Below are 24,315 nucleotides of genomic sequence, written 5' to 3' on the forward strand. Positions count from 1 at the left end.
CAACCGGCGGTCGCCGCCTTCACAGCCCCAGAAGATCGCTCGCCCGCCCTCAGCGGGGTCGGAACGATCCGCGGCAGCTGTTCCAAACCTGCGCCGCACGGGCCTCAGCTCCTACTATCATAACGATTTCAAATGATTGAACGAAGATCCGACGGACCTTTGATTGTTCAGATTATCATATCAATAAATATGAATAATGAATTTGCCCAAACAAAATACCCGTTCCTATTCTAGTCGCGACGCACGTGCATATGAAGGGGCGAGAGATGGTTGCGCAGTTCAAGGCACTCACGACCGAAATCTCAAAAGGACGCCGCCCTGTGCTTTTGTCCGGCGGCAAGATCGTTCAAACCGGCGGTGCGTCTGCTGTCGCTGATATTCTGATCTCGGCCGATGGCCGCATTGCGAATATTGGCACAAAGCTGGACACCGGCGCCGATACGCTGCGGGTTGATGTCTCTGGCATGCTGATCTCACCCAGCTTTATCGATATGCACCAGCATCTTGATAAAACCCTGACGCTGCCCTTCACCCCCAACCCCTCGGGGACGTTACAAGGCGCGCGCGAGGCTTTTGCCGTTTACGCGCGCACCGCCGAGCCCGGGGACATTTATCGCCGCGCCCGTCGCACCATGCAGCGCTGCCTGTCGCGCGGCACGACCGCGATCCGAAGCCATATCAACATCGATAAAGATGCGCGCTTCCAAGGCATCGAGGCCTTGGCAAAGCTCCGAGACGAATGGAGCGGGACGATGACCTTGCAACTGGTTTCGTTCATGCTGGCGCATCCCAAGCAAGATTTTGACTGGCTGGATGCAAATATCGACGCAGCTGTCGCGCTGGGTGACGTTGTTGGGGGCACGCCCGCCGTCAGTGAAGCGCCGGATGTCTATATCGACAAGCTCTTTGCCGCTGCCGCGCGGGCGGGCAAGCCGGTCGATCTGCATTTGGACGAGCATCTGAACACCGCCGCTTTGCATTTCGACGCGGCGCTCGATTCAGTCGAGCGTTATGGCATGCAAGGTCGGACCGTCTTTAGCCATGTCTCGGTGCTTAGCGCATTGCCGCGGGCCGAGTTCGAAAAGATCATGCAACGGATGATTGATCTGAAAGTGGGCGCGGTGACTTTGCCGGCGGCGAACCTTTATCTGCAAGGCCGCGACAAAGACGTTTTGCCTCCGCGCGGCTTGACCCGCGTGGCCGAGTTGAAGCGCGGCGGAGTGACCATCGCGGCGGCCTCGGACAATATCCAAGATCCCTTCGTCCCAACCGGGACCGGCGATGCTTTGGAGATCGCCCGCTGGACCCTGCTGGCCGGCCACCTTCATGCCGATGAGCTGGCCGATGCGCATCACATGATCACCGCGGCCCCCGCGACATTAATGGGCCTGCAAGACGATCACGGGCTGAAGCCCGGCGCTTGGGCCGACCTTGTGGTCACCGATTGCGACGCTACCGATACGCTGGTTGCTGGCGGGGCGGACCATATAATGGTCTTCGCGCAAGGGCGGCTGGTCTCTGAGACCTCGGTCGCCTTGGCCGAGCACGACCCGGCGGCATAGCCGGGTTGACGGCGGCGCAGTCGGACTTCTGGCGGCGCTACGATCAAACAAAAGACTTTAGGGAGGAGAAAACGATGGAATCGCGTATGTCTCGACGTGCCCGTTTGCTGGGCGCTGCACCTTTTGTATTCATGGCATTGATGGCGCCGGGTACGGTCTCAGCAGAACAGCTGAAGATGGGCCTTTTGGTTCCCGGCAGCGTCTCGGAAGAGGGCTGGAACCGCATCGGCTATAACGCCTTGAAGGGCGTCGAAGAGCAGTTGGGCGCCTCGGTCAGCTATGTCGAGTTGCAGCAAAACCCGGCTTCCTTTGAAAAAGCCTTCCATGACTACGCCAGCCAAGGCTACCAAGTCATTCTGGGCCACGGCTTCGAATTCCAAGATGCCGCGCTGAGCGTCGCTGAGGATTATCCCGACACTTGGTTCCTGATTTCCTCAAGCGACATCAAGGAAGGCAAGGTCATCGGCCTGAACACCGATACCAGCCAGCCCTTCTTTCTGATGGGTGTCACCGCGGCCATGATGGGCAAGAAGGCCGGTCTGGTCGGCGGGATGGAAATTCCGCCAATCCAACAGGCCTTTGACGGCTTCAAGAACGGCGTGAAACACGTCAACCCCGACTTCCCGGTCAGCGAGACCTATATCGGCAACTTCACCGACACCACCGCTGCAAAAGAATCGGCGCTGAGCATGATCGCCCAAGGCGCTGACTTTGTTGTGCCGAACGCCTCGGGTGCAACGGTCGGGGCCTATCAAGGCATCGCCGAATCCGGTCCGGGCGTGCTAAGCTTCAGCATCTTCAGCGATTTCACCGAAGTCGCGCCGGAAAACATCCTTGGCCTTTACGTCGCAGATTACGCCCAAGGTGTGGTCGAAGTTGTGCGCGGGATCCAAGAGGGCAATCCCCCAGAAACCAACGTCGTCTTTGGCCTGAAAGACGAGAAGGTGATGAGCTTCACCTTCCGCGAAGATGGCCCCGCCGTGGTTCCCGATGAGGTGAAGGCCGCAGTGGCCGAGGTCGCCGCTGAAATCGCCGCCGGCAAGATCCAGACCTACTCTAACTAACACAGACCTGTCGTGGCCTCTGACCCGGGCCACGACAGCCTTTGGGGCGACAATCATATGAGCGACATCGAACCGGGCGGACCAGCTTCTCCCCCCCTCATGCGGCGGATCGCACGGGCAGCAGCACGTGCGCTTTTCGCGTTAAGCCTCTCTGCCATTGCTGTGGGAACCGCCTTGGGCTTTGGCGCGGTTCTGCTTGAGCTGAATGGCTATCAAGGAATGGACGTGATCAATGTGATGATCATCGGGGTCTTCCAAGACTTCCGTTCGATCACGGAGATCTTGCTCAAATCCATTCCCCTGATCTTGATCGGGGCCGGGCTTTGCGTCGCGTTTCGATGTAACATGTGGAATATCGGCGCCGAGGGCCAGCTTTATGCGGGCGCGGTCGCAGCCACTTTGGTGGGGGTCAGCTTTCCTGGTCTAACCTCTTGGATTTATGTGCCCTTGGTGCTTATCGCGGGGGCGCTGGGTGGCGCTTTTTGGGGCGGGATCGCGGGGTATCTGAAGGTGCGCTTTCAGGCCAGCGAGATCGTCACCACCATCATGCTCAACTACATCGCCCTGATCGCCACCTCATGGCTGGTGACCGGGCCGATGAAGGACACCAAAGCCGCCTATCCGCAATCGGCACGTCTACTGCGCGAGGCTTGGGTGCCTGACCTGATCTCGGGAGCACGGCTGCACATCGGCATTTTGATCGCGATTGCCTTGGCTTTGGTGCTTTACGTCTACCTCTACCGCTCCAGCGCCGGTTACGCAGTGCGCGTCGTGGGCATCAACCCGCATGCGGCCCGCTATGCTGGAATGAACACCGGCCGCAATATGATGATCGCCATTTGCATCAGCGGCGGCATGGCCGGCCTTGCGGGGGCCTTTGAGATCGCGGGCGTCACCCATCGGCTCTATCAAAACATCTCGCCCGGTTACGGCTTCGAAGGCATCGCCGTCGCGCTCTTGGCGGGCAACAACCCGATGTATGCGATCTTCTCGGGCGGGCTTTTTGCCGTGCTACGCTCGGGGTCCGAGCTGATGCAGATCAGCTCTCAGGTGCCGCAGGTTCTGGTTTCGATCATCCAAGGCATCGTGATCCTTTCGGTCGTCACCTTTGGGGCCCTGCGCTTCTTTTCGCGGCGCAGAGGATAGGAGCGGGACATGTTGGATTTCATCACAATCGGCTTTCTGGCAACGCTGGTCGGTGCCGCATGGCGACTGGCAACCCCGCTGATTTTCACCTCGATCGGCGAGGTGATCTCCGAGCGCGCGGGCGTTTTGAACATCGGGCTTGAGGGCACGATGTTGATGGGCGCGTTTTGCGGCTTTGCCGCCACCTTCGCCAGCGGCAGCATCCTTCTGGGCCTGGGCTCTGGCATCGTGGCGGGCATGGCCTTTGGGCTGATCTTTGCCTTTTTCACCATCACGGTGAAGGCCAATCAGATCGTCGTCGGCGCTGCCATCAACCTTTTGGGCATGGGGCTGACGGCCTTTCTCTTCCGCACCTACTACGTCTCAACCGGGCGCGGCGTGGACATCGCCCCGCCAATCGCAATCCCTTACCTAAGCGACATTCCCTTTTTGGGCGAAGCCCTCTTTCGCCAAAACATGATCGTTTACAGCACGATACTTGTCACCCTTCTGGCTGCCGTGCTGCTATATCGCACCTCCTTCGGGCTGACCTTGCGGGCGGTGGGCGATCATCCCAAAGCGGTAGATGTCGCGGGGCGCAGCGTGGCGGCCTACCGCTACGGCGCGGTGCTGATTGGCACCGGACTCGCGGGCTTGGGCGGCGCTTTCCTGACTTTGGGCCACTCAAACCAATTCGTCGAAGGCATCACCTCGGGTCGGGGCTTCATCGCTTTGGCGGTCGTGGTCTTTGCGCGCTGGTCACCGACCGGGGCCTTCTTCGTCTCGCTGATGTTCGGCCTGTTCTATGCTTTGCAGCTGCAACTGCAGGCGCAGCCGATGCTGAACATCCCGTATCAAGTCTTCCAAGCCCTGCCCTATGTGATGACCGTCATCGCGCTGGTCATGGTTGGCGGCAAGAATGCCTCGCCTCGGAAATTGGGGATCGCCTATGACGGACGATAAACCGATGAACAGCCCCTATCTGTTGCAAATGAAGGAGATCTACAAATCCTTCGGGCCCGTCACAGTCAGCGCGGGCGTGACGCTTGAGGTGAAGCCGGGCGAGATCCACGCCCTGCTGGGCGAGAATGGCGCGGGCAAAAGTGTGCTCATGTCCATCCTTTGCGGCATTCTAAAGCCGGATTCAGGCTCGATCCATTACAAGGGCGCGCCCTTGAACATCGGCTCCCCGCGAGAAGCGATCCGTCATGGCATTGGCATGGTGCATCAGCATTTCATGCTGGTCCCCAATCTGACGGTGGCCGAGAATTACGTTCTGGGTCAGGGCACGCCACTGCGGCTGATCAATGACATGAAAGCCGTGCATCAGCGTATCACCGCGCTGAGTGACCGCTATGGTCTGGACGTGCGTCCCGATGCGGTGATCGAGGATCTTTCAGTTGGTGAGCAGCAAAGGGTGGAAATCCTCAAAGTGCTATTCCACGGCACCGATCTGTTGATCTTGGACGAGCCCACGGCCGTCCTCACCCCGCAAGAAACCGACCGCTTGCTGGATCTGATGCGCGATCTGGTCGCAGATGGCAAAACCGTCATCTTCATCTCGCACAAGCTGGACGAGGTGATGCGGGTCAGCGACCAGATCAGCGTGATGCGGGACTTCAAGGTCGTCCACACCACGGCCGTGACAGACACCAACCCGCGCGAGCTGGCCCGGTTGATGGTCGGCCGCGATGTCTTGATGGAACTGCCCCGAGGGTCGGCAAATCCGGGTCAGGTGGTTCTGTCCGTGGACGGGCTGTCGTGCCGCAACGATCTGGGACTGCCAGCTTTGAAAGGCGTCAGCTTTTCAGTCAAAGCTGGTGAGATTGTCGGCATCGCTGGCGTCTCGGGCAATGGCCAGACCGAGCTTTCCTTGGCCATCTCAGGGCTTTTGCCAATTGATGCAGGCAAGGTCTCGCTGGAAGGCAAGGACATCACCGGCCTTTCTCCGGCCGAAATCAACCAACTCTCCTTCGCGCATGTGCCGGAAGATCGCCACAAAATGGGGGTCTTGCTGCCCTTCACTTTGGCCGAAAATGCGATTTTGCACCGCTACAACCAAAGCCCCTTCGCGAAAAAGGGCCTGTTGCAGCGCGGCGTGACGGCCAGTTTTGCGCGCGATTTGATCAAGCGTTTCCGCGTCAAAACACCCGATGAGGAAGAATTCTTGGCCAATCTCTCCGGCGGCAATCAGCAAAAGTTGGTGGTGGCCCGAGAATTGGCCCGCGATCCGAACTTCATCCTTGTCAGCCAGCTGACACGCGGCATCGACATCGGCGCGATCGAATTCATCTTGCAAGAAATGCTGAAACAGCGCGATGCAGGCCGCGCGATCTTGCTGATCTCGACTGAGTTGGAAGAGCTTTTCACCGTCTGCGACCGCATCTTGGTGATGTTCCACGGCGAGATCTTGGGCGAAGTTCCCGCCGATCGCAGCCGCCTAGAAGAGGTTGGCCTGATGATGGCCGGTCAAAGGTCCGCGCCCGCTGCCGCGATGGAGCCCGCCTTGACGTGATGGGAACTTAAGGCAGGTGTTGGGATGAATATCACGCTGCGCCAGATCCGCGCCTTCATCGCGATTGCGGATCTGGGACGCTTTAATCTGGCGGCCAATAAACTTAGCCTCACCCAATCCGCTGTCAGCATTCTGATCCGCGAGCTTGAGGCGGAGATGGGCGTCACCCTCTTTGACCGCCACACGCGGATGGTCAGCCTGACGTCGATTGGAAAGGATTTCCTGCCGCAGGCGCGCAAAGCGGTTGAAGATCTTGAAATGGCCACACGCAATGTGCGCGACAGTGCCGCGCTGAAACATGGCAAGGTGGCGATCGCCGCCTCGATCGTGCTGGCGGCGACCATCGTGCCGGTGCTGATGGCAAGGTTTCTCAAGCAGCACCCCGGTGTCACCGTGCAGTTGCATGATATGGCCGAAGAGCGGATCCGCACCGCGCTGAAATCGGGTCAAGTGGATATGGCCATCGGCACCTTGCCGGATGATGAGCCCGAGATTAAGGCCACTCCGGTGATCTCAGACCGGCTGATGGTGACCTGCCGAGCGGATCATCGCTTTGCCCAGATGAAACATGTCCGCTGGCAGGATCTTGAGAAAGAACGGCTGATCGTGCTCGCCGCCGAGAACCCGCTGCGCGAGATTGTCGATCGGGCAATGCTGCGCGTCTCCCCCAGCTTTCGGCCCAGCTATGAGGTGCGGTTCTCGACCACGGCAATCAGTCTGATTTCCGAAGGACTTGGCATCTCGGTTCTGCCCGAGAATGCGCGGCAACTGGCCTCGGCGGTGCATGTCCGCACGATTGAGCTGATTGAGCCACGCGTCACCCGCGAGATTTCAGTGCTGCAACACCGCCAGCGCAGCCTGCCGCCGGCCGCGCAAAAGTTCAAAGAACTGATCTTGCGCGACGCCGTTGCGGTCCACGCCGCAGATTAAGGCCCAAGAGCCTCCGCCTGCATCAGCACCTCGGCAAGGGCAGAGATCGCAAGAATTTTGGGATCGCGCGCCGATGGGATCAGCCCGATCGGTCCTTGCACCCGCGCCAGCTGCCGCTCATCGATGCCCAGATCTTCCAGTCGCGCAAGACGCTTGGCATGGGTCGCCCGGCTGCCCTGCGCACCAATGTAGAAGGCCGGACCTTCCATAAGTTGGCGCAAGATCTCGGTCTCATAATCATGATCGTGATAGAAGAGCACCGCCGCACAACGGCTGTCGGACACCAGTTCTTGGATCTCGAAGCCTAGCGTCAGCGCCAGCACATCGCAGCCCGACTGGCGGCCCAGCGCCAAGGATTGCGCATCATGCGAGATCAGCCGGTGGTCATAGCCAAGCGTCCGGACAAGATCGGCAAAGACCATCGCCTCGGCCCCGGCTCCAAAGATAAGGAACCGCAGCCCGGGCCCAAAATGCATCGCAAAGCCTGTCGAGGGCGCCTCAACCTTGTCTGAAAGCTGCAGTTGCCCGTCGGCAAGAAGCGTCAGTGTGACATCACGCCGATCGGCGCGGGCCGCCGACAGCGCGGTCAGCGGCGCGACATCACGAATCATAAAGAGCTGCACCTCAATCGCGCCGCCACAAGGCAGCTTAAGATCCATGAAAGCCGAGCCCTCGCCGTAGCGCAGATGCAAAGGCGCACCGCTTTCGCGCACCTTGCGGGCCTGTAAGATCAGATCCGCCTCGATGCAGCCCGAGGTCAAAGCCCCGGCAAACCGGCCACTGGCCGCAATTGCCATAGCGGCACCGGGGCTGCGGGAAGCCGGGCCAGAAGTGGCACTGAGCACCGCCATCACCGTGCCCGGACCAAAGGCCAAAGCGGCCTCCCAAGGGTCTGACAAGGCTGGCAGGCGTTCAAAGAAAGGCAGGGCTGACGTTCTCGCCAAGTTCATGGGCCGCCTCAAATTCAGGTGTTTTAGGGGGAACGGGTAAGCCGAAAAAACCGGATGTAGCAGTTGGGTCATTATTGTTGACAATCTCAGAGTTTAGTCACACTGTAGGATTGTTGACAATCCTGAAGTCCATGACACAGCACATTGAATCTCACGCTCCACTGATTGAGCCTTCCGCTCAACACGACCGCAAAAGCGGTCCTGAGGCCGAGGATCGGGTCTATTGGCTGGTGCATGACGAGATTCAATCACATCGCCTGCAGCCCGGTCAGCGCTTGGTCGAGCGCCAGCTTTCCGAGATGGCGGGGGCCAATCGTCAGGCTGTGCGCAACGCTTTGCTGCGCCTGTCGCAAGCGGGCTTGGTCCATCTGACCCGACACCAAGGCGCGCGGGTGATGCAATGCTCACCCGACACGACGCAGCAGATCATGAAAGCGCGGATCGTCAACGAAGGCGCGGCCTTGCGGATGCTGGCTGGCAGCTTGGATGAACCGGGCCGCGACCGGCTGCAAACCATCTTGCGCCATGAGGCTGCGGCCTATGACGAAGGCCAGCTGAGCGAGGCGCGGCAGATGTCGCGCGCCTTCCACGTCGCTTTCACTGAGCTTGCCGGGAATGAGATGATGGCCCGCTTCGTGCGCGATCTGATCGATTGCCAGCCGCTCTTGGGCGCGCGCAAAACCGGCCGCCAATCCGCCTTTTCGGGCGTCGCGGCCCATACCAAAACTTTGGCAGCTTTGCTGCGCGGCGATGGCGCGCAGGCCGAAGCGGTCAACACCGAGCTGCTCCTTGCTTTGGAGCGGGAATTCCTTCGCGAACATGCCGAAGGACCGACCTGACAGGACAGGAAAAGGACAACCCCCGGCGTAGCCCCAATCGGTAAGCGGCCAGGCAGTGAACGTTGCTTGTGACCAACAGCCAGAGGAGGGCGAATTGCGAAGATTCGAATATCACGCGCCGAATTCACTTGAGGAGGTCTCGGGCCTTCTGACCAGTTTGGGTGACGGCGCCTTCATCCTTGCCGGTGGCACAGATCTGCTGGTCGAGATCCGCGAGCGTCTGCGCACCGTCAAGCATCTTGTCGATATCAAGAAAGTTCCCGGCCTTAGCGGTATCACCTGCTCGGCCGCCCAAGGCTTGCGCTTCGGAGCGATGACCACGGCGGGTGAGCTGGCGGCTCATCCCGGCCTCGCCCAGCTCTACCCCAATTTGTATGACGCGCTCTGCGCGCTTGCCTCGATCCAAGTGCGCAACCGGGCCACAGTGATCGGCAATATCTGCCGCGCCTCTCCCTCGGCCGATACGATCCCGCCCTTGGTGGCGGATGGCGCCTCGATCGAGACCTGGCATCCCGATGGCGCGCGCATCATCCCGCTGGCCGAGTTTTTCACAGGTCCCGGCCGCTCGGTCCTGCGCGCGGGCGAGATCGCAACCGCAATCACCGTGCCGCCGCCCCAACCCGGCAGCTATCGCGCCTATATCAAGCATGGTCGGCGCAAAGCGATGGAGCTGGCAACGGTTGGCGTTGCTGTCTCGCTTGACACCAAGGACGGCATTTGCACCGCCGCCCGGATCGCACTTGGTGCGGTTGGCCCGGTGGTGCTGCGTGCGCCGCAAGCCGAGGCGCTTTTGGTCGGCACCCGGCTTGATCCGAAAACCGTCACCTCTGCTGCCCAGCAGGCCATGCTTGAATGCACCCCCATCAGCAACGTGCGCAGCTCGGCCGACTACCGCCGCGAGATGGTGGGCGTTTTGACCCGCCGCGCCGTTCAACAAGTCTTGGAGGTCGCAGCATGACCAAGACAGTTTTGGATCTGGTGGTGAATGGCGAAAGCCGCAGCTTTGCCGTCGAAGGGCACCGCTCGCTTTTGGACGCTTTGCGCGAAGAAGCTGGGCTGACCGGCACCAAAAAGGGCTGCGATGTCGGTGATTGCGGCGCCTGCACGGTGATCTTGGATGGCAAACCGATCAACGCCTGCATGATCTTGGCGGTCGAAGCGCAGGGCGCGCAGATCACCACGATTGAAGGCCTGCAGGCCAGTCCCGATGATCTGCACCCGTTGCAGCAGGCCTTTATGGAGCATGGCGCCTCGCAATGCGGCTTCTGCACGCCGGGCATTTTGATCATGGCCAAGCATCTGCTTGAGTCCAACCCACTGCCCACGGATGAGGAAATCCGTTTCGGCCTGTCGGGCAATATCTGCCGCTGCACCGGTTACACCAAAATCTTTGACGCCATCCGCACTGCCGGCAAGCGCATGGCCGAAACAGGCATGGCGCTGCCTGCCACCAAAGTGGAGGCCTGATCCATGACCAAGCAAGATTTCCGCATCGTCGGCAAAAGCGTCAAACGCGATGATGTTATCGAAAAGGTCACTGGCGAGGGCAAATATACCGGCGATTATCATATGCCGGGCATGCTTTTCGGCAAGATCAAGCGCTCTGAGATCGCCCATGCCAAGATCAAAAGCATCGATGTCTCAAAGGCCTTGGCCTATCCCGGCGTGAAGGCCGTGCTCACCCATCACGACGTGCCGCGCGTCTTGCATTACGGCTCACCGCATCCGCGCTCGGCCTCTTGCACCAAGGATCAATATATCCTCGACGATCGCGTGCGCTTTTGGGGTGAAGGCGTGGCCGCCGTCGCAGCCACCAGCGAAGAGATCGCCGATGAGGCACTGGACCTGATCGAAGTGGAATACGAGCCGTTGCCCGGCGTCTATGACATCGACACCGCGCAACTGCCCGATGCGCCCCTGATCCATGATGTGGGTCCGGGTGGCAATCTGGTCATCCCGCCGGTGCATGTTGAGCGCGGCGATGTTGATAAAGGCTTTGCCGAGGCGGATTTGATCCTTGAAGGCGAATTCGCCGGTGGCCGCCCGACGCCCACCTATATGGAGCCCAATGTTTGCGTCGCAGATTGGGATGGCAGCAACAAGCTGACCTTCTGGACCTCGACCCAGACCTCTTTCATGGTGCGCGGTGCATTGGCCGAAGTGCTGGGTCTGCCGCTGAACAAAGTGCGCGTGCTGGTGGATCATATGGGCGGCGGCTTCGGCGCCAAGCAGGATCTTTTCCAGCATGAGTTCCTTTGCGCTTTGCTGGCGAAGAAATGCCGCCGCCCGGTGAAGATGGAATTCACCCGGCGCGAGACCTTCGTGGCCGGCCGTTCGCGGCACCCGTTCAAGCTTTGGCTGAAGCAAGGCTTCCGCAAAGATGGCACCTTAGTCGCGCGCGAGATGAAAGTTGTCTTTGAATCCGGCGCTTACGGCTCTCACAGCCCCGGTGTGACCAATGTCGGCACCGCCTCGGCGACCTCGCTTTACCGCTGCGACAATGTGCGGCTGAACGGGCGCGCGGTCTATACCAACACCCCCATCGCCGGGGCCTACCGCGGCTATGGCGTGGTGCAGACCTATTATGCGCTCGACATCCAGATGGATGAGGCCGCCGAGAAGCTGGGCATCGATCCCGCTGAAATGCGCCTGCGCAACGCCGTGCGCGAAGGCGACATTGCTCCCTCGGGCCATCCGATCATCGGGCATGGTTTGGAAAGCTGCATCAGCCACGGGGTCGAAGCCTTTAATTGGGCCGCCAAGAAAGGGGCGCCGGACCGGCTGGTGGCAGGTCGGCCCTCGGCCCGCAAAGGCTATGGCATCGGCTGCGAGATGCATGGCTCTAGCGCCTATCCGGGCATCAAAGAGCAGGGCAATGCCACTGTGAAGATGAACGAAGACGGCAGCATCACGCTTTTGACCGGGGCCGCGGGTCTCGGCACCGGCGCGCATACCGCCTTGGCGCAGATCGTGGCTGAAGAGCTGGGGGTGACCTTCTCCTCCGTCTCGGTTGTGCATGGTGACACGGATGTGGTGCCGTGGGACATCGGGGCCTTTGCCAGCCACACCACCTATATGGTGGGCACCGCGGCGAAGATGGCAGCCGCCGAGCTGCGCGCCCGCGTCTTGGTCCGCGCGGCCGAGAAGCTGCAGGAAAAGGCCGAAAACCTTGAGATGGTTGATGGCATCATCACCGTCACCGGCAAACCCGGCACCAGCCTGACCATCCTTGAGGCGATGGGCCCCTCGCGCGGGATCCCGGCCGAGCATCTCATCGCCACAGGCAGCTATATGCCGACGAAATCCTATTCGTTCGGCGCGCATTTCGTTGAGGTTGAGGTGGATACCGAAACCGGCATCATCGAATGCAAAAAGGTGATGCCGGTGCATGATGTCGGCAAGATCATCCACCCGATCGCAGCCCAAGGCCAGGTCGAGGGCGGCGTTCAGCAAGGCATCGGCCATACGCTGACCGAGAATTATGTGATCGACACCAGCAACGGTCGCTCGCTGAACGCGGGGCTGGTCGATTACAAAATGCCGCTCTCGATGGATATGCCCGATATCGAGACGGTCCTCCTTGAGGCTGCCCCGGATCCCGGCGGGCCTTGGGGCGCCAAGGGCATTGGCGAGGATCCGATCATCGCCATCGGCCCCGCCATTGCCAATGCCGTTTATGACGCCATCGGCGTTCGCTTCCACCACTACCCCATTACCCCCGAGGACGTGTTGAACGGCCTGCGGGCCAAACAGAAGGACGGCGCAAATGCAGGTCTATGAGGCTCAGAACTCCAAGATCCCGGTCACGATCCTCACAGGCTTTCTGGGCGCGGGGAAAACCACCCTTCTCAACTACATCCTGACCGAGCGTCACGGTCACCGCATCGCGGTGATCGAGAATGAATTCGGCGAGATTGATGTGGATTCCGATCTGGTCTTGGCCTCGGATGAAGAGATCTTCCAGATGAAGAACGGCTGCATCTGCTGCTTCGTAGATGTGCGCAACGACCTTATTCAGGTCATGAAGAAGCTCTTGGCGCAAAAGGATAAGTTCGATCATGTGATCGTCGAGACCAGCGGTCTGGCCGATCCAACTCCGGTCGCCACCAGCTTCTTCATTGATCCCGAAGTCACCGATGCCGTGCAGCTTGATGCCATTGTGGCGCTGGTCGATGCCAAACATATCGGCCAGCATCTGCATGACAAAGAGCTGGACGGTAGCAGCAATCAGGCGGTGGACCAGATTGTCGCGGCCGACCGGGTGATCATCAACAAGATCGATCTGGCCAATGAAGATGAGCTTGCTCTGCTTGAAACCGATATCCGCGGGCTGAACCAAACCGCGGGCATTCTGCGGGCGGAATATGGCAAGGTCGATCTTGGCGGCATTCTGGGGATCAGCGGCTTCACCCCCTCCTATGTCGAAGAGCGGGCCAAGCTTTTGGATCTGGATGGTCACCACCATCATCACCATCACAGCCATGACCCCAGCGTCACCTCGGTCTCTTTCACCTTTGACCAGCCCTTCAACCAAGACCGGCTGCTCACCTTCCTGAAGCGGCACCTTTCGGAGAACAGCGAGACCGCCTTCCGCACCAAGGGCATCCTTTGGATGGCCGGCGATGAGCGGTTCTTCGTGCTGCAAGCGGTGCATGAGCTGATCGATCTGCGGCCCGATCACCCCTGGCGGGCGGATGAGGCAAAGCAAAGCCGCATCGTCTTTATCGGCCGCAAGCTGGACAAAGCCGCGCTGGAAGCCGAGCTGCGCAATTGCCTGTCGGAGAGCGGGGGTTAAGCCCCCCGCCAACCCCTCATCCACAAAAGCAAAACCCCGTCAAATCGGCGGGGTTTTCTTTCTTTTTGCGCAGGCTGGGCTTCCTCTTAAAGACCCCGGCGCAGACCTTCCCAGCGATGCGAAAGCCCGCTGTCGAGATCAAAGAGATCCAACACCCTGCCGACGGTGTGATCCACCATCTCGGCAATACTGGTGGGTTGGGCGTAAAAGGCAGGCACCGGCGGGTAGATGATCCCGCCCATTTCCGTCACCGCCGCCATCGAGCGGATATGCCCCAAATGCAACGGCGTCTCGCGCAGCATCAACACCAGCCGCCGCCGCTCTTTCAAGCAGACATCGGCGGCGCGTGACAAAAGGCTTGTGGTCATGCCCGTCGCAATCTCGGACAGGGATTTAACCGAGCAAGGCGCAACGATCATCCCCAAGGTGCGGAACGACCCGCTTGCGCAAGACGCACCAACATCCTTGTTGGAATGCGTCACCGAAGCGATCGCCTCAAGGTCGGCGGGGGTGAAATCGGTCTCTTGGGCAATCGTCAGGCGTGCCGCTTGCGAGATCACCAGATGGCTTTCGATCTCCATCTCGCGCAGCACCTCAAGCACCCGCCTGCCATAGATCGCCCCGGATGCGCCGGAGATCCCGACGATCAGGCGCGGTCTGGTCGGAGCACCGCCATTTCGGCTCATGACACGCCCGCAGCCTTCAAAAGCGCTGCCGCACGCGCCTGCGCCGCGTCATCAATCACCGCCCGGACACCGTGGAAATCGGGCCCACGCGTCGCATCCAAACCCATCCGCGAGGTGGTGCCAATGCCCGAGGCCGAAGGGTCCAGCGCATTGCCGGGCAGCGAGTCGATGATCATCACATCGCGGTGCGGCTGGAAATGCGTGGACATCGCCCAGAGCACCTCTTCATCGCGGGTGATATCAACATCGCTGTCCACCGCGATCACGGTCTTCAAATAGGGATCCCAGCCAAGAATGCCCATAAGCACCTGACGCGCCTCACCAAAACGCTGCTGGTTCAAGGCGACATAGGCATGGAAATGCGTGCCCGAGGCGGGGTAATGCATCGCCGTCACGCTGGGGAAACGTTGTTTGATTTTCTCGGCCATCTCAGCCTCGCGCGGGACGCGGCCAAGGTTAAGATGTTCGGCCGAATTGCCGCCCGTCACGCTGACAAGGATCGGGTCGCGCCGGCGCATCACAGTCTCAACCCGGAAGAGGTTGTTGGTCGAGCGATCCGAGGAGTAGCCAGTGAACTCGCCAAACGGGCCTTCGGCAACATGGGCTTCGGGGTCGATCACCCCTTCCAATACCATTTCGGCATAGGCAGGAACGCGCAGCCCGTATTTCGGCGTGCGCACCACTTTCAGCGGCTCTCCGAGCAGCCCGCCCGCGATGCTGCGCTCATCCTCGCCAAAGGCCAACCGGGCCGAGGCGGCAATCATGAACAAAGGATGCGCGCCGATAATCATGGCAACGGGCATCGGCTTTCCAGCCTCTTTCGCCATGTTCAAAAGCCGCCACAGATGCCCGCGCGAATGCAGACTGGTGGCCAGCGTGTCGGGCGTGTTGATCATCGAGCGGTGGTAGCTGAGATTGCCGACCCCGGTCTCGGGATGCTCGGCCAGAATGATCCCGCTGGTGATGTATTTCGCTCCATCCGTTGCGAAATGCTTCAGCATCGGCAGGTCGTTCAGATCGATATTCTCGGTGATCACCTGCTCAAACACAGGTGCGTCGGTCATCTCTTCAGGCTCAACCGCGCGGCGGGCGGCGGCCTGATAGGCGTCATGCAGACCCGCAACATCGGTGCCAAACATCCGCGCAATCCGCGTGCGGCAGCCGAAGATATTCGTCAGCACCTTTGCCCCGAGCCCTTCGACATTGGTCATCTCGATCAAGGGCGCGCGGCCTTTCGCGGCCAGTCCAAACACCAAGGCCGTCGCATCCTGATCCTGCGAAACCGCCCCGTTCAACGTCAGCACATCTTCAGGATGGGCCGCGCGATAGCTGGCCAGATAATGGCGCACATCTTGGCGGTGGAAGTCGGACTGGGACATCATAGGCTCCGGGGCTGGTCGGGGATGTGCCGCCGGTCAAACCGGCGGCACGATGCTCAGATCACCTTAGGCCGAGACCAAAAGGCTCTTGCCGGTGGCCTTATCGACATTGGCATAGGTGTCTTTCAGGCGCGCCTCGGCATCAGCCTTATTGACCGGCGGCGGGGTCGGGGTCAGGCCGACCAGCTTGGCGATGTTGTTGCCAAGATAACCCTCGAGATCCTCTTCCGAGAGGTTCATGCCATGCGGCGGTTCGTGGCAGAGCACTTCCAACTCGCGCAGCCACATGCCGGGATCGTTCGGCGGCGAATCCGTGCCGAAGACAATCTTGTTGCGCGGCAATTGCTTGGCGAATTCCACGATCCGCGATTGGAAGCACCAACCGGACTCGCAGTAAACGTTGGGCGTGTCATGCGCCATCCAGAAGGATTCGAACGAATAGTTGCCACCCGTCTGGATCCCGAAGTGACCGATGATAAAGTTAACCATCGGGAATTCGCGGATGATCGGGTAGAACATCGTCGGGATCGTATAGGGCCCGTCGCCGGTGTGGATCAGAACCACTACGCCCAGCTCGGCGCATTTCTTCATCGCCGGACGCAGCCATTCCAGCGCGCGGTCGGGACGGTAACCATGCATGTTGGCGTGCAGCTTCAGCATCTTGAAGCCGTATTCCTTAACGTGGAATTCCAGCTCGGCCGCGCCGTTTTCCGGTCCCCAGCGAGGGTTATAGTTGAAGTTGCCGATGAACCGATCAGGGTATTTCTGGCACAGCTCGGCGCAATAGGCCATGTAGTCGCGAATACCCTCGCGGCCCATGCGGTTGCCGTCACGATAGCCGGTGTTGCCGGGCGGCGGCTGGATGAAGCCCATATCGATCCGGCGCGGCTTGCCGTTGATCATATAAGGACCGTCCATCAGCTTCAGCATCCGCTCGCCCGTGAAGGGCTCACCGGTGTGACGCCAGGCCTCGTCCACGAGATTCGTGGGATGGAGGTGCGTGTCGATAATCATGCTCGTCTCCTGTTGGGTTTACCTGATGCGCTGCTTAGGCCGTCTCGAGCTGAACGCCGTGCGCTCTCAGGTAGGCTTCGGCTTCGGCCACACTTGCCGGGGGCGGAGTGGTCTCAAGTCCGATCATCCGGGCAACGTTGTTGCCGAGATAGTCTTCGAGGGTCACCTCATCGAGGCGCAGACCCTGCGGGGGCTCATGGCACAACACTTCCAGAAGGCGCAGCCACATGCCGGGCTCATTCGGCGGGGTATCGGTGCCGAAAAGGATCTTATGGGTCGGCAGTTCCTTGGCAAATTCCACGATCCGCGACTGCAAGCACCAGCCGGATTCGACGTAGACGTTCGGAGCATCCATCGCCATCTGGAAGGGCTCGAAGACGTAGACGCCGCCGGTCTGCACGCCGAAGTGTGCAAGGATGAAGTTCACTTCCGGGAACTCGCGGATGATCGGGTAGAACTCGGTCGGGATCGAGTAGGGGCCGTCGCCGGTGTGCACTTTGACCATAAGGCCAAGGTCGGCACAGACCTTCATCGCCGGGCGCAGCCAGTCCAAAGCACGGTCCGGGCGATAGGCGTGCATATTCGCCTGCAGTTGGACCATCTTGAAGTCGAACTCTTTGGCATAACGCGCGATTTCCTCGGCCCCGTTCTGGGTGCCGTAGCGCGGGTTATAGACAAAGCAGCCCAAGAAGCGGTCCGGATGCTCGGTGACCATCTTCTCGGTATAGGCCATGTATTGGCGGATCGCCGCCTTGCCTTCCGATTCCAAAATGCCATCGGTGTAGATGGTGTTGCCCTGCGGCGGTTGGATGAATGCCTTATCAATCCGCCGGGGTTTGCCATTCACATAGAACGGGCCGTCCATCATCTTGAGCAGCCGCTCTCCGGTGAAAGGCTCGCCATCATGGCGCCAGGCGAGATCAACAAGATCAGTTGGGTAGCAGCTTAGATCTATGATCACGGGTTCGACCTCCTGTTTGGTGAAATGAGGTTCCGAGCAGGCAGCGACGATCCACCCGACTTCCAAACGGAAGCCGAGACGACAAAAGACAGCGCGGGCTGACCAGCAGCCGGTGCGAATTCAGGAGTGCGGGTGGATTGTCTTAAGTCTGCAAAAAGCACGGCATCACTCACCTTTCGATCTCAATTCGAAAAATGAGCAATTAACGCCGCAGGTTAGCAGCCTTTTGCTTCTACTCGAGGGAAAGCAAATCACTTCCCAAATAGATTGTCAACAATTTGATGCGGCGGCGTGTTTCGATTGCTTTCGGGCCTTTTCCTGCATGCTGCGGTGCAAGAAATCCTTGAACTGCCGCGCCGCTGGCGACAGCGAGCGGTCGCTGCGAATGATCAACGAGATGTCGCGGGTGATATGCGGATCCGAAGGCAATAGCGTCCTCAGCCCCATCGATTCCGCTAAAGGAATCACCGTGGCCGTCATGATCGCAACCCCAAGTCCCGCATCCACCATGCCGATAATGGTCAGCGGCAAGGCCACATCTTGGAAGGCACGGTGCAAGGGCAGCGACAGGCCAGCCCGCGCCAATTCGGTCTCGAATCTATCTCGGATGGGGTTGCCAAGCTGGGGGCGGATCAATGTCTCACCGGCCAGATCTTGCCATCGCAATTGCTTGCGCTGTGCCAAAGGATGTTCGGGGCGCAGCACGGCAAGATAGGCTTCAGTCATCAATGGGCTGCCGATGATCTCACTGTCGTCGCTAGGCACGGTGCCAAGACCGATGTCCACCGCGCCGCTTTTCACCATATCGATCACCGAGCGCTCGGGCACGTCATGCAGCGAGACATCCACCTGCTCATGGCTTTGCCGAAAGCTATGGATCAGCCGCGGCAACAGAAGCGCCGCTTGCAGCGTCCCCGCCGCAACCGAGACCCTGCCCCGCCGCAAGCTGTTCAGATCTTGCGCACTCTCAACAAGGCTATCGATGTCCGCCAAAGTCCGCCGCGCCACCGCCAGCACCTCAACCCCCGCCTCGGTCAGGCGCAAAAGCCGGGTGTGGCGGTCAAACAAGCGCAGCGAAAGATTCTCCTCAAGCTGGTTGATTAACAAGCTAACAGCGGACTGAGATATGTTGAGGCGTTCCGCAGCGCGAGTGAATTGTCCTGCGTCTGCGGCTGCGACCAAGGCGCGAAGTTGTTTGAGTGTCGGCTCCAAATTTGGCCTCCCCAAGCGTAACATTCATCAGTTTAGCTAATGCATTAAGAAGATTGTGCTGGCTTCTCAATAAATGGTCAATCGCCCATTATGGGACTGAAAAATGACAGCGGACGCAAAAAATGCCGCTGCGCCTACATCCACGGGAGGATAGTGAATGACCCTAGTCACAGAAGCGGAAGGGATCGGAGACAGTCGTCTAATCGATCCGATTGAAGAAAGAATGCCGGCCCCGAAGCTGCTCGCTTTGGGGCTTCAGCATGTTTTGGTGATGTATGCGGGGGCTGTCGCGGTGCCGCTTTTGGTGGGCAACGCGCTGGGGCTTCCCAAGGATCAGATCGCATTCTTGGTCAGTGCAGACCTCTTTTGCTGCGGCATTGTCACCATGATCCAATGCTTGGGCCTGCTGAATGTCGGGGCCCGACTGCCGATCATGATGGGGATCAGCTTCACCGCTGTTCCGGCCATCATCGCCACTGGCAACGATCCCGAGCTTGGCATTCAAGGCGTCTTTGGCGCGGTGATCGCTTCGGGTGTGTTCACGCTGATTGCGGCTAAGTTCTTCAGCAAATGGGTGCGCTTCTTCCCCGCGGTCGTCACCGGTACGGTCATGCTGGTCATCGGCATCGCGCTGATGCGCGTCGGGGTGAACTGGACCGCAGGCGGCATGCCCACGATCATGACCGCCGATGGCCCGATCCCCAATCCGAAATACGGCGAGCCCTTCGGCCTTGCGGTCGCAGCCTTGGTCTTGATCACCATTCTGGTGGTCACCCGTTTCTGCAAAGGCTTTGTCGCCAATCTGGGCGTTCTCATCGGGATCACTTTGGGCTTCATCGTCTCGATCATCGCGGGCCGGGTTGATTTCACCGGCTTGGGCGATGCGGGCTGGGTCAATATTGTGACCCCCTTCCACTTCGGCTGGCCGATTTTCAACCTATGGGGAACCGTGGCACTTTGTGCAGTCATGGTCGTGATGATGATCGAGGCGGTCGGCCAGTTCGTCGCAGTGGGCGATATGGCAGGCCAAAAAATCTCCGAGGACCGGTTGGCGCGCGGCCTGCGCACAGATGGTCTGGGCAATATCATCGGGGGGATTTTCAACACCTTCACCTATACGACCTATGCCCAGAACGTTGGGCTTTTGCAGATCACCAACGTGCTCAGCCGCTTTGCGGTGGCCACGGGTGGTGCGATGCTGATCGTGCTGGGCTGTTTGCCGAAGGTCGCCTTCATCAGTGCCTCGATCCCCAGCTATGTGATCGGCGGCGCAGCGGTTGTGATGTTCGGGATGGTATCGGCGACGGGGATCAAGATCCTTGGTCGCGCGGATTTCATCAACAATCGCCGCAACATCTACATCGTCGCGGTCAGCCTTGCGCTGTCGGCCATCCCTGTCGTGGCCCCCGGCATCTACAACCAATTGCCACCGATCTTTAACAAGATCTTTGGCAGCGGCATTTTGGTCGGCACCTTCTCGGCGCTGCTTTTGAACGTTCTGTTCAACGGCATCCCGCCGAAGGGCCAAGAGATCGAGGCGCATTGACCCCAATCACTGGCCTTACGGCTGTGACTGCTGGCTCAAACGGAAAGAGGCACCCGCAAAGGTGCCTCTTTTCATTGCTATGCCCTGTGCACCAAAGCCGCGCTCGGGTTCAGGCCTTAAGCGCGGTCTGCAGCCAAGTCCAAAGGTAGGCGGCAAGGCTGCGCTCAACATGAAGCCGCAAAGCGTCGGAACCGGCATGGCGATAGACCACCGCCGGCACACCGCCAAAGCCGATCATGGCCGAGCGCGAGCCGATGGCAGGATCAACCGTCGTGGCACGCGCCAACAAAGCCGCAAGCCCAGCGCCGCTTAAGGTGAAGACATGATCCATGCCGCCGGTTGCGGTGACGGCAAAGCCCGCCGCATTCCAGCTTTCCGTCACAGCCTCGGGCAGCGGCCCGACCAAAAGCAGCCGATCACGCGCCAGACGGACCGTGTAACGCTCGCCGGTCGCCTCGCCAAAGGCCCCGGCTCCTTCAGCGTCCAGCCCCGAGGTTGCAGCAAATGCCGCCAGATCGCCGCTGACCAGCGCCGTCTCGGCCAGATCAAGGCTGCGGATGGTGACGCCCGCCACGTTCAGCTCGGCCGTCGCCCAATCCGGTGCCACATCCCAATTTTTGCCGTGATCAAGCATGCAGACGCTTCCCTTCCGGATCAAAGGCGCAAACAGGCGCGATGCGGGCTTTCAGGCTTTTGCCCAGATGGTGCAACTCAAGGATCTCGCCGATGCGCGAGGCCCCATTCTCAACCAAACCCAAGGCGATGGGGCGGCTCAGGTTCGGGCTGAAATGGCTGGTGGTAACAAAGCCAATGCTGCGCTTGGCACTGCCGTTACGCTCCACTGCATGCGCGCCACAAGGCAGAACCTCGCCGGTCAGGCTTTCAAGCCCAACATAGGCCCGCGCCTGATCGGACACGGCGGGCAAATGCAGCGAGCGTTTGCCCAGATATTCGCCACGCTTTTTCTCAAACGGGCCCGAGACGCCCAGATCCATCGGCCGGGTGCGGCCATCGGTATCCTTGCCGATCACGATATAGCCCTTCTCGGCCCGCAGGACCATCAAGGCCTCACCGCCCAAGAGCACCGCGTCAAAGGCGCGCCCCGTCTCCTTCAACGCCCGCCACAAAGGCAAAGCGCGGTCGGCGCGGATCGACAGCTCATAAGACCGATCGCCGGTAAAGCTGACGCGGGTGATGCGCACCGGCTCACCGCCGAAAGCGCCATAGGTCAGCGCCATATGCGGCAAAGCCTCATCCGACAGATCCGCGCCAAGCCCAACCGCCTCAAGCAAAGCCTTCGACTTCGGCCCGGTGACGGTCAGCGTGGCGTAGCGCGAGGTGGCATCGTGGATCTGTACCCGCGCGCGATCAAAGCTGTCCTGCCGCCACTCTTCCAGCAAGAGTGCAACACCTTGGGTGTGCGAAGACGAGCAAGACACGATGAAGCGGTTCTCATCCAGCCGCACCAAGACGCCATCGTCATAAACCGCGCCCTGTTCGGTCAGCATAAAGCCATAACGGCAGCGGCCCGGTTTCAGCGTCGACATCGTGTTGTAATAGATGAAATCAAGGAACTTACCTGCATCCGGGCCGATCACCTCGATCTTGCCCAAGGGCGAGCCGTCGAAGAGGCCCACGCTCTCCCGCGCGGCCTTGGCCTCACGGTTGACCGCCTCGGCCTCTTCCCCCTTGCCGAACCATGCCGGGCGCAGCCAGCCGCCATATTCACGGAAAAGCGCGCCGTCGCTGCGATGCTCTGCCTCCAGCGGCAGGCGGCGAACCGGGTTCATCAACTGGCCACCGCGAATGCCCGCGAATGAGGCGAGCGGGATCGGCACGAAGGGCGGACGGTAAGTGGTGGTGCCGGTCTCTTGGATGCTGCGGCCGGTCAGTTGCGCCATCAGCGCCAAACCGGGCAGGTTTGAGGTTTTGCCCTGATCATTGGCCATGCCAAGCGTGGTGTAGCGCTTGAGATGCTCGACCGAGACGAAATTCTCGCGCGCGGCCAGTTCCACGTCTTTGGCCGTGACATCGTTTTGCAAATCAAGCCAGATCCGGCCTTTCGCCTTCGGCGCAGGCCATGCGGCGTCGATCTTAAAGGGCCAATGCGGGCCTTCGGCTTTGGGGCTAACCGCCCCCACGGCGGCAGCGGCATCCGCCAGCACCTCGGCCAAGCCGAAAGCGCCATTGGCGGCACCGATGACACTTAGCCCCGTCACTTTGCGCTCTGGCACAAAGCCTTGGATCGCCTCATCAAAGCGCAATTTGCCCTGCGCTTGGCTGTAAAGATGCACCGTGGGCGTGAAGCCGCCCGAGGCGATCACCGCATCCGCCGCGATCTTCTCACCCGAGGCAAGCAGCACCGCCTCAACGCCATTCCGACCGATCACCGCCTCGATCCGGTCGCGCCGCCGCGGCAAATCGCAAGCGGGGGCGTCGGCGCGCGGGTCGATCACCGTCACATGGGCCCCAGCCAGCGCCAAAGCCTGCGCGGCCTCATAAGCGATGCCGTTGTTGGTGGCGACGATGATACGCCGCCCCACCGCCACGCCGTAGCGCCGCAGATATTGCAGCGCCGCCATCGCCGACATCACGCCGGGTCTGTCGTTATTGGCAAAGGGCAAGCCACGCTCAATGGCCCCGCTGGCCAGCAGCGTTTCCGCCGCGCGCACCCGCCAGAGGCGCGGCGCATCCCCTTGGCCAAGGCTCTCGGCAAGGCCGGTCAGCCCATGCTCATAGCGGCCAAAGGCGGTGGTTTGCAGCATGACCTGCGCGCCAAGCTCTCGCAAACGCGCCACAGCGGCTGCGGCCCAATCCGGCCCAGCCACACCGTCGATCAAAGCCTCACGGTAGAGCAGACTGCCGCCCGCGACCGGCTGGTCGTCACAGAGAATAACCTTGCGGCCCGCTTCGGCGGCCTTGAGCGCGGCGGTCAGACCCGCAGGGCCAGCGCCGATCACCAAAAGATCGCAGAAGGCATTGGCTTGCGCGGTCGGCAGATGCCCCTCTGCCGCCGGGTCCAATGCCCCAAGCCCCGCCATCGCCCGGATCCGCGGCTCAAACATGTGCCAATCGGGGAACATGAAGGTCTTGTAGTAAAACGCCGCCGGGATGAAGCGGGCGAAGCGGTCGATAAAGGCGTTGCGGTCCTTCTCGGCCGAGGGCCGCCCGTTGATCGAGCGCAACACCATGCCGTCCTGCGCTGGCTCAACCGTCATCTGCACGTTCACCCGGTGCGGCGTGCCAAGGATATCGGCCATGCCATTCGGCTCTTCCGCGCCGGCCGACCAAAAGCCGCGCGGGCGGTGGTATTTGAAGCTGCGCCCAACGGTGGTGACACCCGCCGCCAGCAGCGCCGAGGCAAGGCTATCGCCTGCAAAGCCCGAGACGGATTTACCGTCAAAGGTGAAGCGGACCGGGCGGCTGCGATCGACCGCCCAACCTTGGGTTTCAACGCGCCAACCGCTCATGCTTGTTGCTCCTGAACCAAGGCTTCGCTGGAGATCACCTCATGGGTGACGGTGTCGCGTTCCATCAAGAACACCTCACGACAGGCCAGATGCATCCAGATCTGCCGCGCCGCACCCCGGCTGTTGTTCTTGAAATAAAGGTAGTCGGTCCAAACCTCGGCCGAGACATCGCCCTCGGGCCGGATGTTCCCCGCATCGCCACCAAAGTGAAACTCGCTTTCGCCGCGCGGCCCGCAGAAGGGACAGGTGAAGAGTTGCATATCTCAA

Annotated in this window: 21 protein-coding genes; 12 read left to right on the plus strand and 9 right to left on the minus strand. The window is 60.5% G+C overall.

Annotated elements, in window-relative coordinates; translation table 11 throughout:
• Window positions 1-266 precede the first annotated feature (266 nt).
• The 6 genes from Q9295_RS16055 (at window position 267) to Q9295_RS16080 (ending at window position 7,196) form a co-directional block, all read left to right on the plus strand.
• Window positions 267-1,562: an amidohydrolase family protein gene (locus Q9295_RS16055; RefSeq protein WP_306681602.1), complete on the plus strand. Its 1,296-nt coding sequence runs from the start codon at window positions 267-269 to the stop codon at window positions 1,560-1,562.
• An 86-nt stretch (window positions 1,563-1,648) separates the two neighbouring features.
• The gene (locus Q9295_RS16060; protein WP_306681603.1) at window positions 1,649-2,626 is read left to right on the plus strand and encodes a BMP family protein; all 978 of its coding nucleotides are present in this window, start codon (window positions 1,649-1,651) and stop codon (window positions 2,624-2,626) included.
• Between the two features lie 57 nt (window positions 2,627-2,683).
• The gene (locus Q9295_RS16065) at window positions 2,684-3,772 is read left to right on the plus strand and encodes an ABC transporter permease (protein ID WP_306681604.1); all 1,089 of its coding nucleotides are present in this window, start codon (window positions 2,684-2,686) and stop codon (window positions 3,770-3,772) included.
• 9 nt (window positions 3,773-3,781) lie between these two features.
• Window positions 3,782-4,714 (plus strand): ABC transporter permease, encoded by a 933-nt coding sequence (locus tag Q9295_RS16070; RefSeq protein WP_306681605.1) that lies wholly within the window; start codon window positions 3,782-3,784, stop codon window positions 4,712-4,714.
• Window positions 4,701-6,266: an ABC transporter ATP-binding protein gene (locus tag Q9295_RS16075; protein WP_306681606.1), complete on the plus strand. Its 1,566-nt coding sequence runs from the start codon at window positions 4,701-4,703 to the stop codon at window positions 6,264-6,266. Before Q9295_RS16070 ends, Q9295_RS16075 begins: the two co-directional genes overlap by 14 nt.
• A gap of 24 nt (window positions 6,267-6,290) precedes the next feature.
• The gene (locus Q9295_RS16080) at window positions 6,291-7,196 is read left to right on the plus strand and encodes a LysR family transcriptional regulator (protein WP_306681607.1); all 906 of its coding nucleotides are present in this window, start codon (window positions 6,291-6,293) and stop codon (window positions 7,194-7,196) included.
• Here the strand turns inward: Q9295_RS16080 and Q9295_RS16085 are convergent.
• Complete coding sequence (locus Q9295_RS16085; protein WP_306681608.1) at window positions 7,193-8,146, minus strand: XdhC family protein; 954 nt, start codon at window positions 8,144-8,146, stop codon at window positions 7,193-7,195. The two genes, Q9295_RS16080 and Q9295_RS16085, sit on opposite strands and share 4 nt — an antisense overlap.
• A 131-nt stretch (window positions 8,147-8,277) precedes the next feature.
• Between Q9295_RS16085 and Q9295_RS16090 the strand changes: the two genes are divergently transcribed.
• From Q9295_RS16090 to Q9295_RS16110, 5 genes are all read left to right on the plus strand, one after another.
• Window positions 8,278-8,985: a GntR family transcriptional regulator gene (locus tag Q9295_RS16090; protein WP_306681609.1), complete on the plus strand. Its 708-nt coding sequence runs from the start codon at window positions 8,278-8,280 to the stop codon at window positions 8,983-8,985.
• 94 nt (window positions 8,986-9,079) lie between these two features.
• Window positions 9,080-9,943 (plus strand): FAD binding domain-containing protein, encoded by an 864-nt coding sequence (locus tag Q9295_RS16095; protein WP_306681610.1) that lies wholly within the window; start codon window positions 9,080-9,082, stop codon window positions 9,941-9,943.
• Window positions 9,940-10,452, plus strand: a complete 513-nt coding sequence (locus Q9295_RS16100) for a (2Fe-2S)-binding protein (RefSeq protein WP_306681611.1) — start codon at window positions 9,940-9,942, stop codon at window positions 10,450-10,452. Before Q9295_RS16095 ends, Q9295_RS16100 begins: the two co-directional genes overlap by 4 nt.
• A gap of 3 nt (window positions 10,453-10,455) precedes the next feature.
• Entirely contained in the window at window positions 10,456-12,765 is a 2,310-nt protein-coding gene (locus Q9295_RS16105) for a xanthine dehydrogenase family protein molybdopterin-binding subunit (protein ID WP_306681612.1), read from the plus strand.
• Window positions 12,752-13,780 (plus strand): CobW family GTP-binding protein, encoded by a 1,029-nt coding sequence (locus tag Q9295_RS16110; RefSeq protein WP_306681613.1) that lies wholly within the window; start codon window positions 12,752-12,754, stop codon window positions 13,778-13,780. The genes Q9295_RS16105 and Q9295_RS16110 overlap by 14 nt, the downstream gene beginning before the upstream one ends.
• A gap of 86 nt (window positions 13,781-13,866) precedes the next feature.
• On the opposite strand, the gene Q9295_RS16115 is transcribed toward Q9295_RS16110, so the two are convergent.
• The 5 genes from Q9295_RS16115 to Q9295_RS16135 all read right to left on the minus strand — a co-directional run bounded on the left by Q9295_RS16115 (window position 13,867) and on the right by Q9295_RS16135 (window position 19,056).
• The gene (locus Q9295_RS16115) at window positions 13,867-14,466 is read right to left on the minus strand and encodes a UbiX family flavin prenyltransferase (protein WP_306681614.1); all 600 of its coding nucleotides are present in this window, start codon (window positions 14,464-14,466) and stop codon (window positions 13,867-13,869) included.
• The gene (locus tag Q9295_RS16120) at window positions 14,463-15,845 is read right to left on the minus strand and encodes a UbiD family decarboxylase (protein ID WP_306681615.1); all 1,383 of its coding nucleotides are present in this window, start codon (window positions 15,843-15,845) and stop codon (window positions 14,463-14,465) included. Before Q9295_RS16120 ends, Q9295_RS16115 begins: the two co-directional genes overlap by 4 nt.
• Window positions 15,846-15,911: 66 nt before the next feature.
• On the minus strand, window positions 15,912-16,859 hold the full coding sequence (locus Q9295_RS16125) for an amidohydrolase family protein (protein WP_306681616.1): 948 nt from the start codon (window positions 16,857-16,859) through the stop codon (window positions 15,912-15,914).
• A gap of 34 nt (window positions 16,860-16,893) precedes the next feature.
• A complete protein-coding gene (locus Q9295_RS16130; protein ID WP_306681617.1) occupies window positions 16,894-17,820 on the minus strand; it encodes an amidohydrolase family protein in 927 nt (308 codons plus the stop codon).
• Window positions 17,821-18,090: 270 nt separating this feature from the next.
• A complete protein-coding gene (locus Q9295_RS16135; RefSeq protein WP_306681618.1) occupies window positions 18,091-19,056 on the minus strand; it encodes a LysR family transcriptional regulator in 966 nt (321 codons plus the stop codon).
• A 199-nt stretch (window positions 19,057-19,255) separates the two neighbouring features.
• Here Q9295_RS16135 and Q9295_RS16140 point away from each other — a divergent pair, with 199 nt between their 5' ends.
• Window positions 19,256-20,578, plus strand: a complete 1,323-nt coding sequence (locus tag Q9295_RS16140; RefSeq protein ID WP_306681619.1) for a nucleobase:cation symporter-2 family protein — start codon at window positions 19,256-19,258, stop codon at window positions 20,576-20,578.
• A gap of 109 nt (window positions 20,579-20,687) precedes the next feature.
• Here Q9295_RS16140 and Q9295_RS16145 read toward each other — a convergent pair whose 3' ends face one another.
• From Q9295_RS16145 to Q9295_RS16155, 3 genes are read right to left on the minus strand one after another with little or no spacing between them, the layout of a single operon-like run.
• Window positions 20,688-21,212 (minus strand): sarcosine oxidase subunit gamma family protein, encoded by a 525-nt coding sequence (locus Q9295_RS16145; RefSeq protein ID WP_306681620.1) that lies wholly within the window; start codon window positions 21,210-21,212, stop codon window positions 20,688-20,690.
• The gene (locus Q9295_RS16150) at window positions 21,205-24,048 is read right to left on the minus strand and encodes a 2Fe-2S iron-sulfur cluster-binding protein (protein WP_306681621.1); all 2,844 of its coding nucleotides are present in this window, start codon (window positions 24,046-24,048) and stop codon (window positions 21,205-21,207) included. Before Q9295_RS16150 ends, Q9295_RS16145 begins: the two co-directional genes overlap by 8 nt.
• Complete coding sequence (locus Q9295_RS16155; protein ID WP_306681622.1) at window positions 24,045-24,308, minus strand: sarcosine oxidase subunit delta; 264 nt, start codon at window positions 24,306-24,308, stop codon at window positions 24,045-24,047. Before Q9295_RS16155 ends, Q9295_RS16150 begins: the two co-directional genes overlap by 4 nt.
• Window positions 24,309-24,315: the final 7 nt, after the last annotated feature.

The sequence above is a fragment of the Pseudogemmobacter lacusdianii genome, from assembly GCF_030848395.1.
Taxonomy (GTDB): domain Bacteria; phylum Pseudomonadota; class Alphaproteobacteria; order Rhodobacterales; family Rhodobacteraceae; genus Pseudogemmobacter; species Pseudogemmobacter lacusdianii.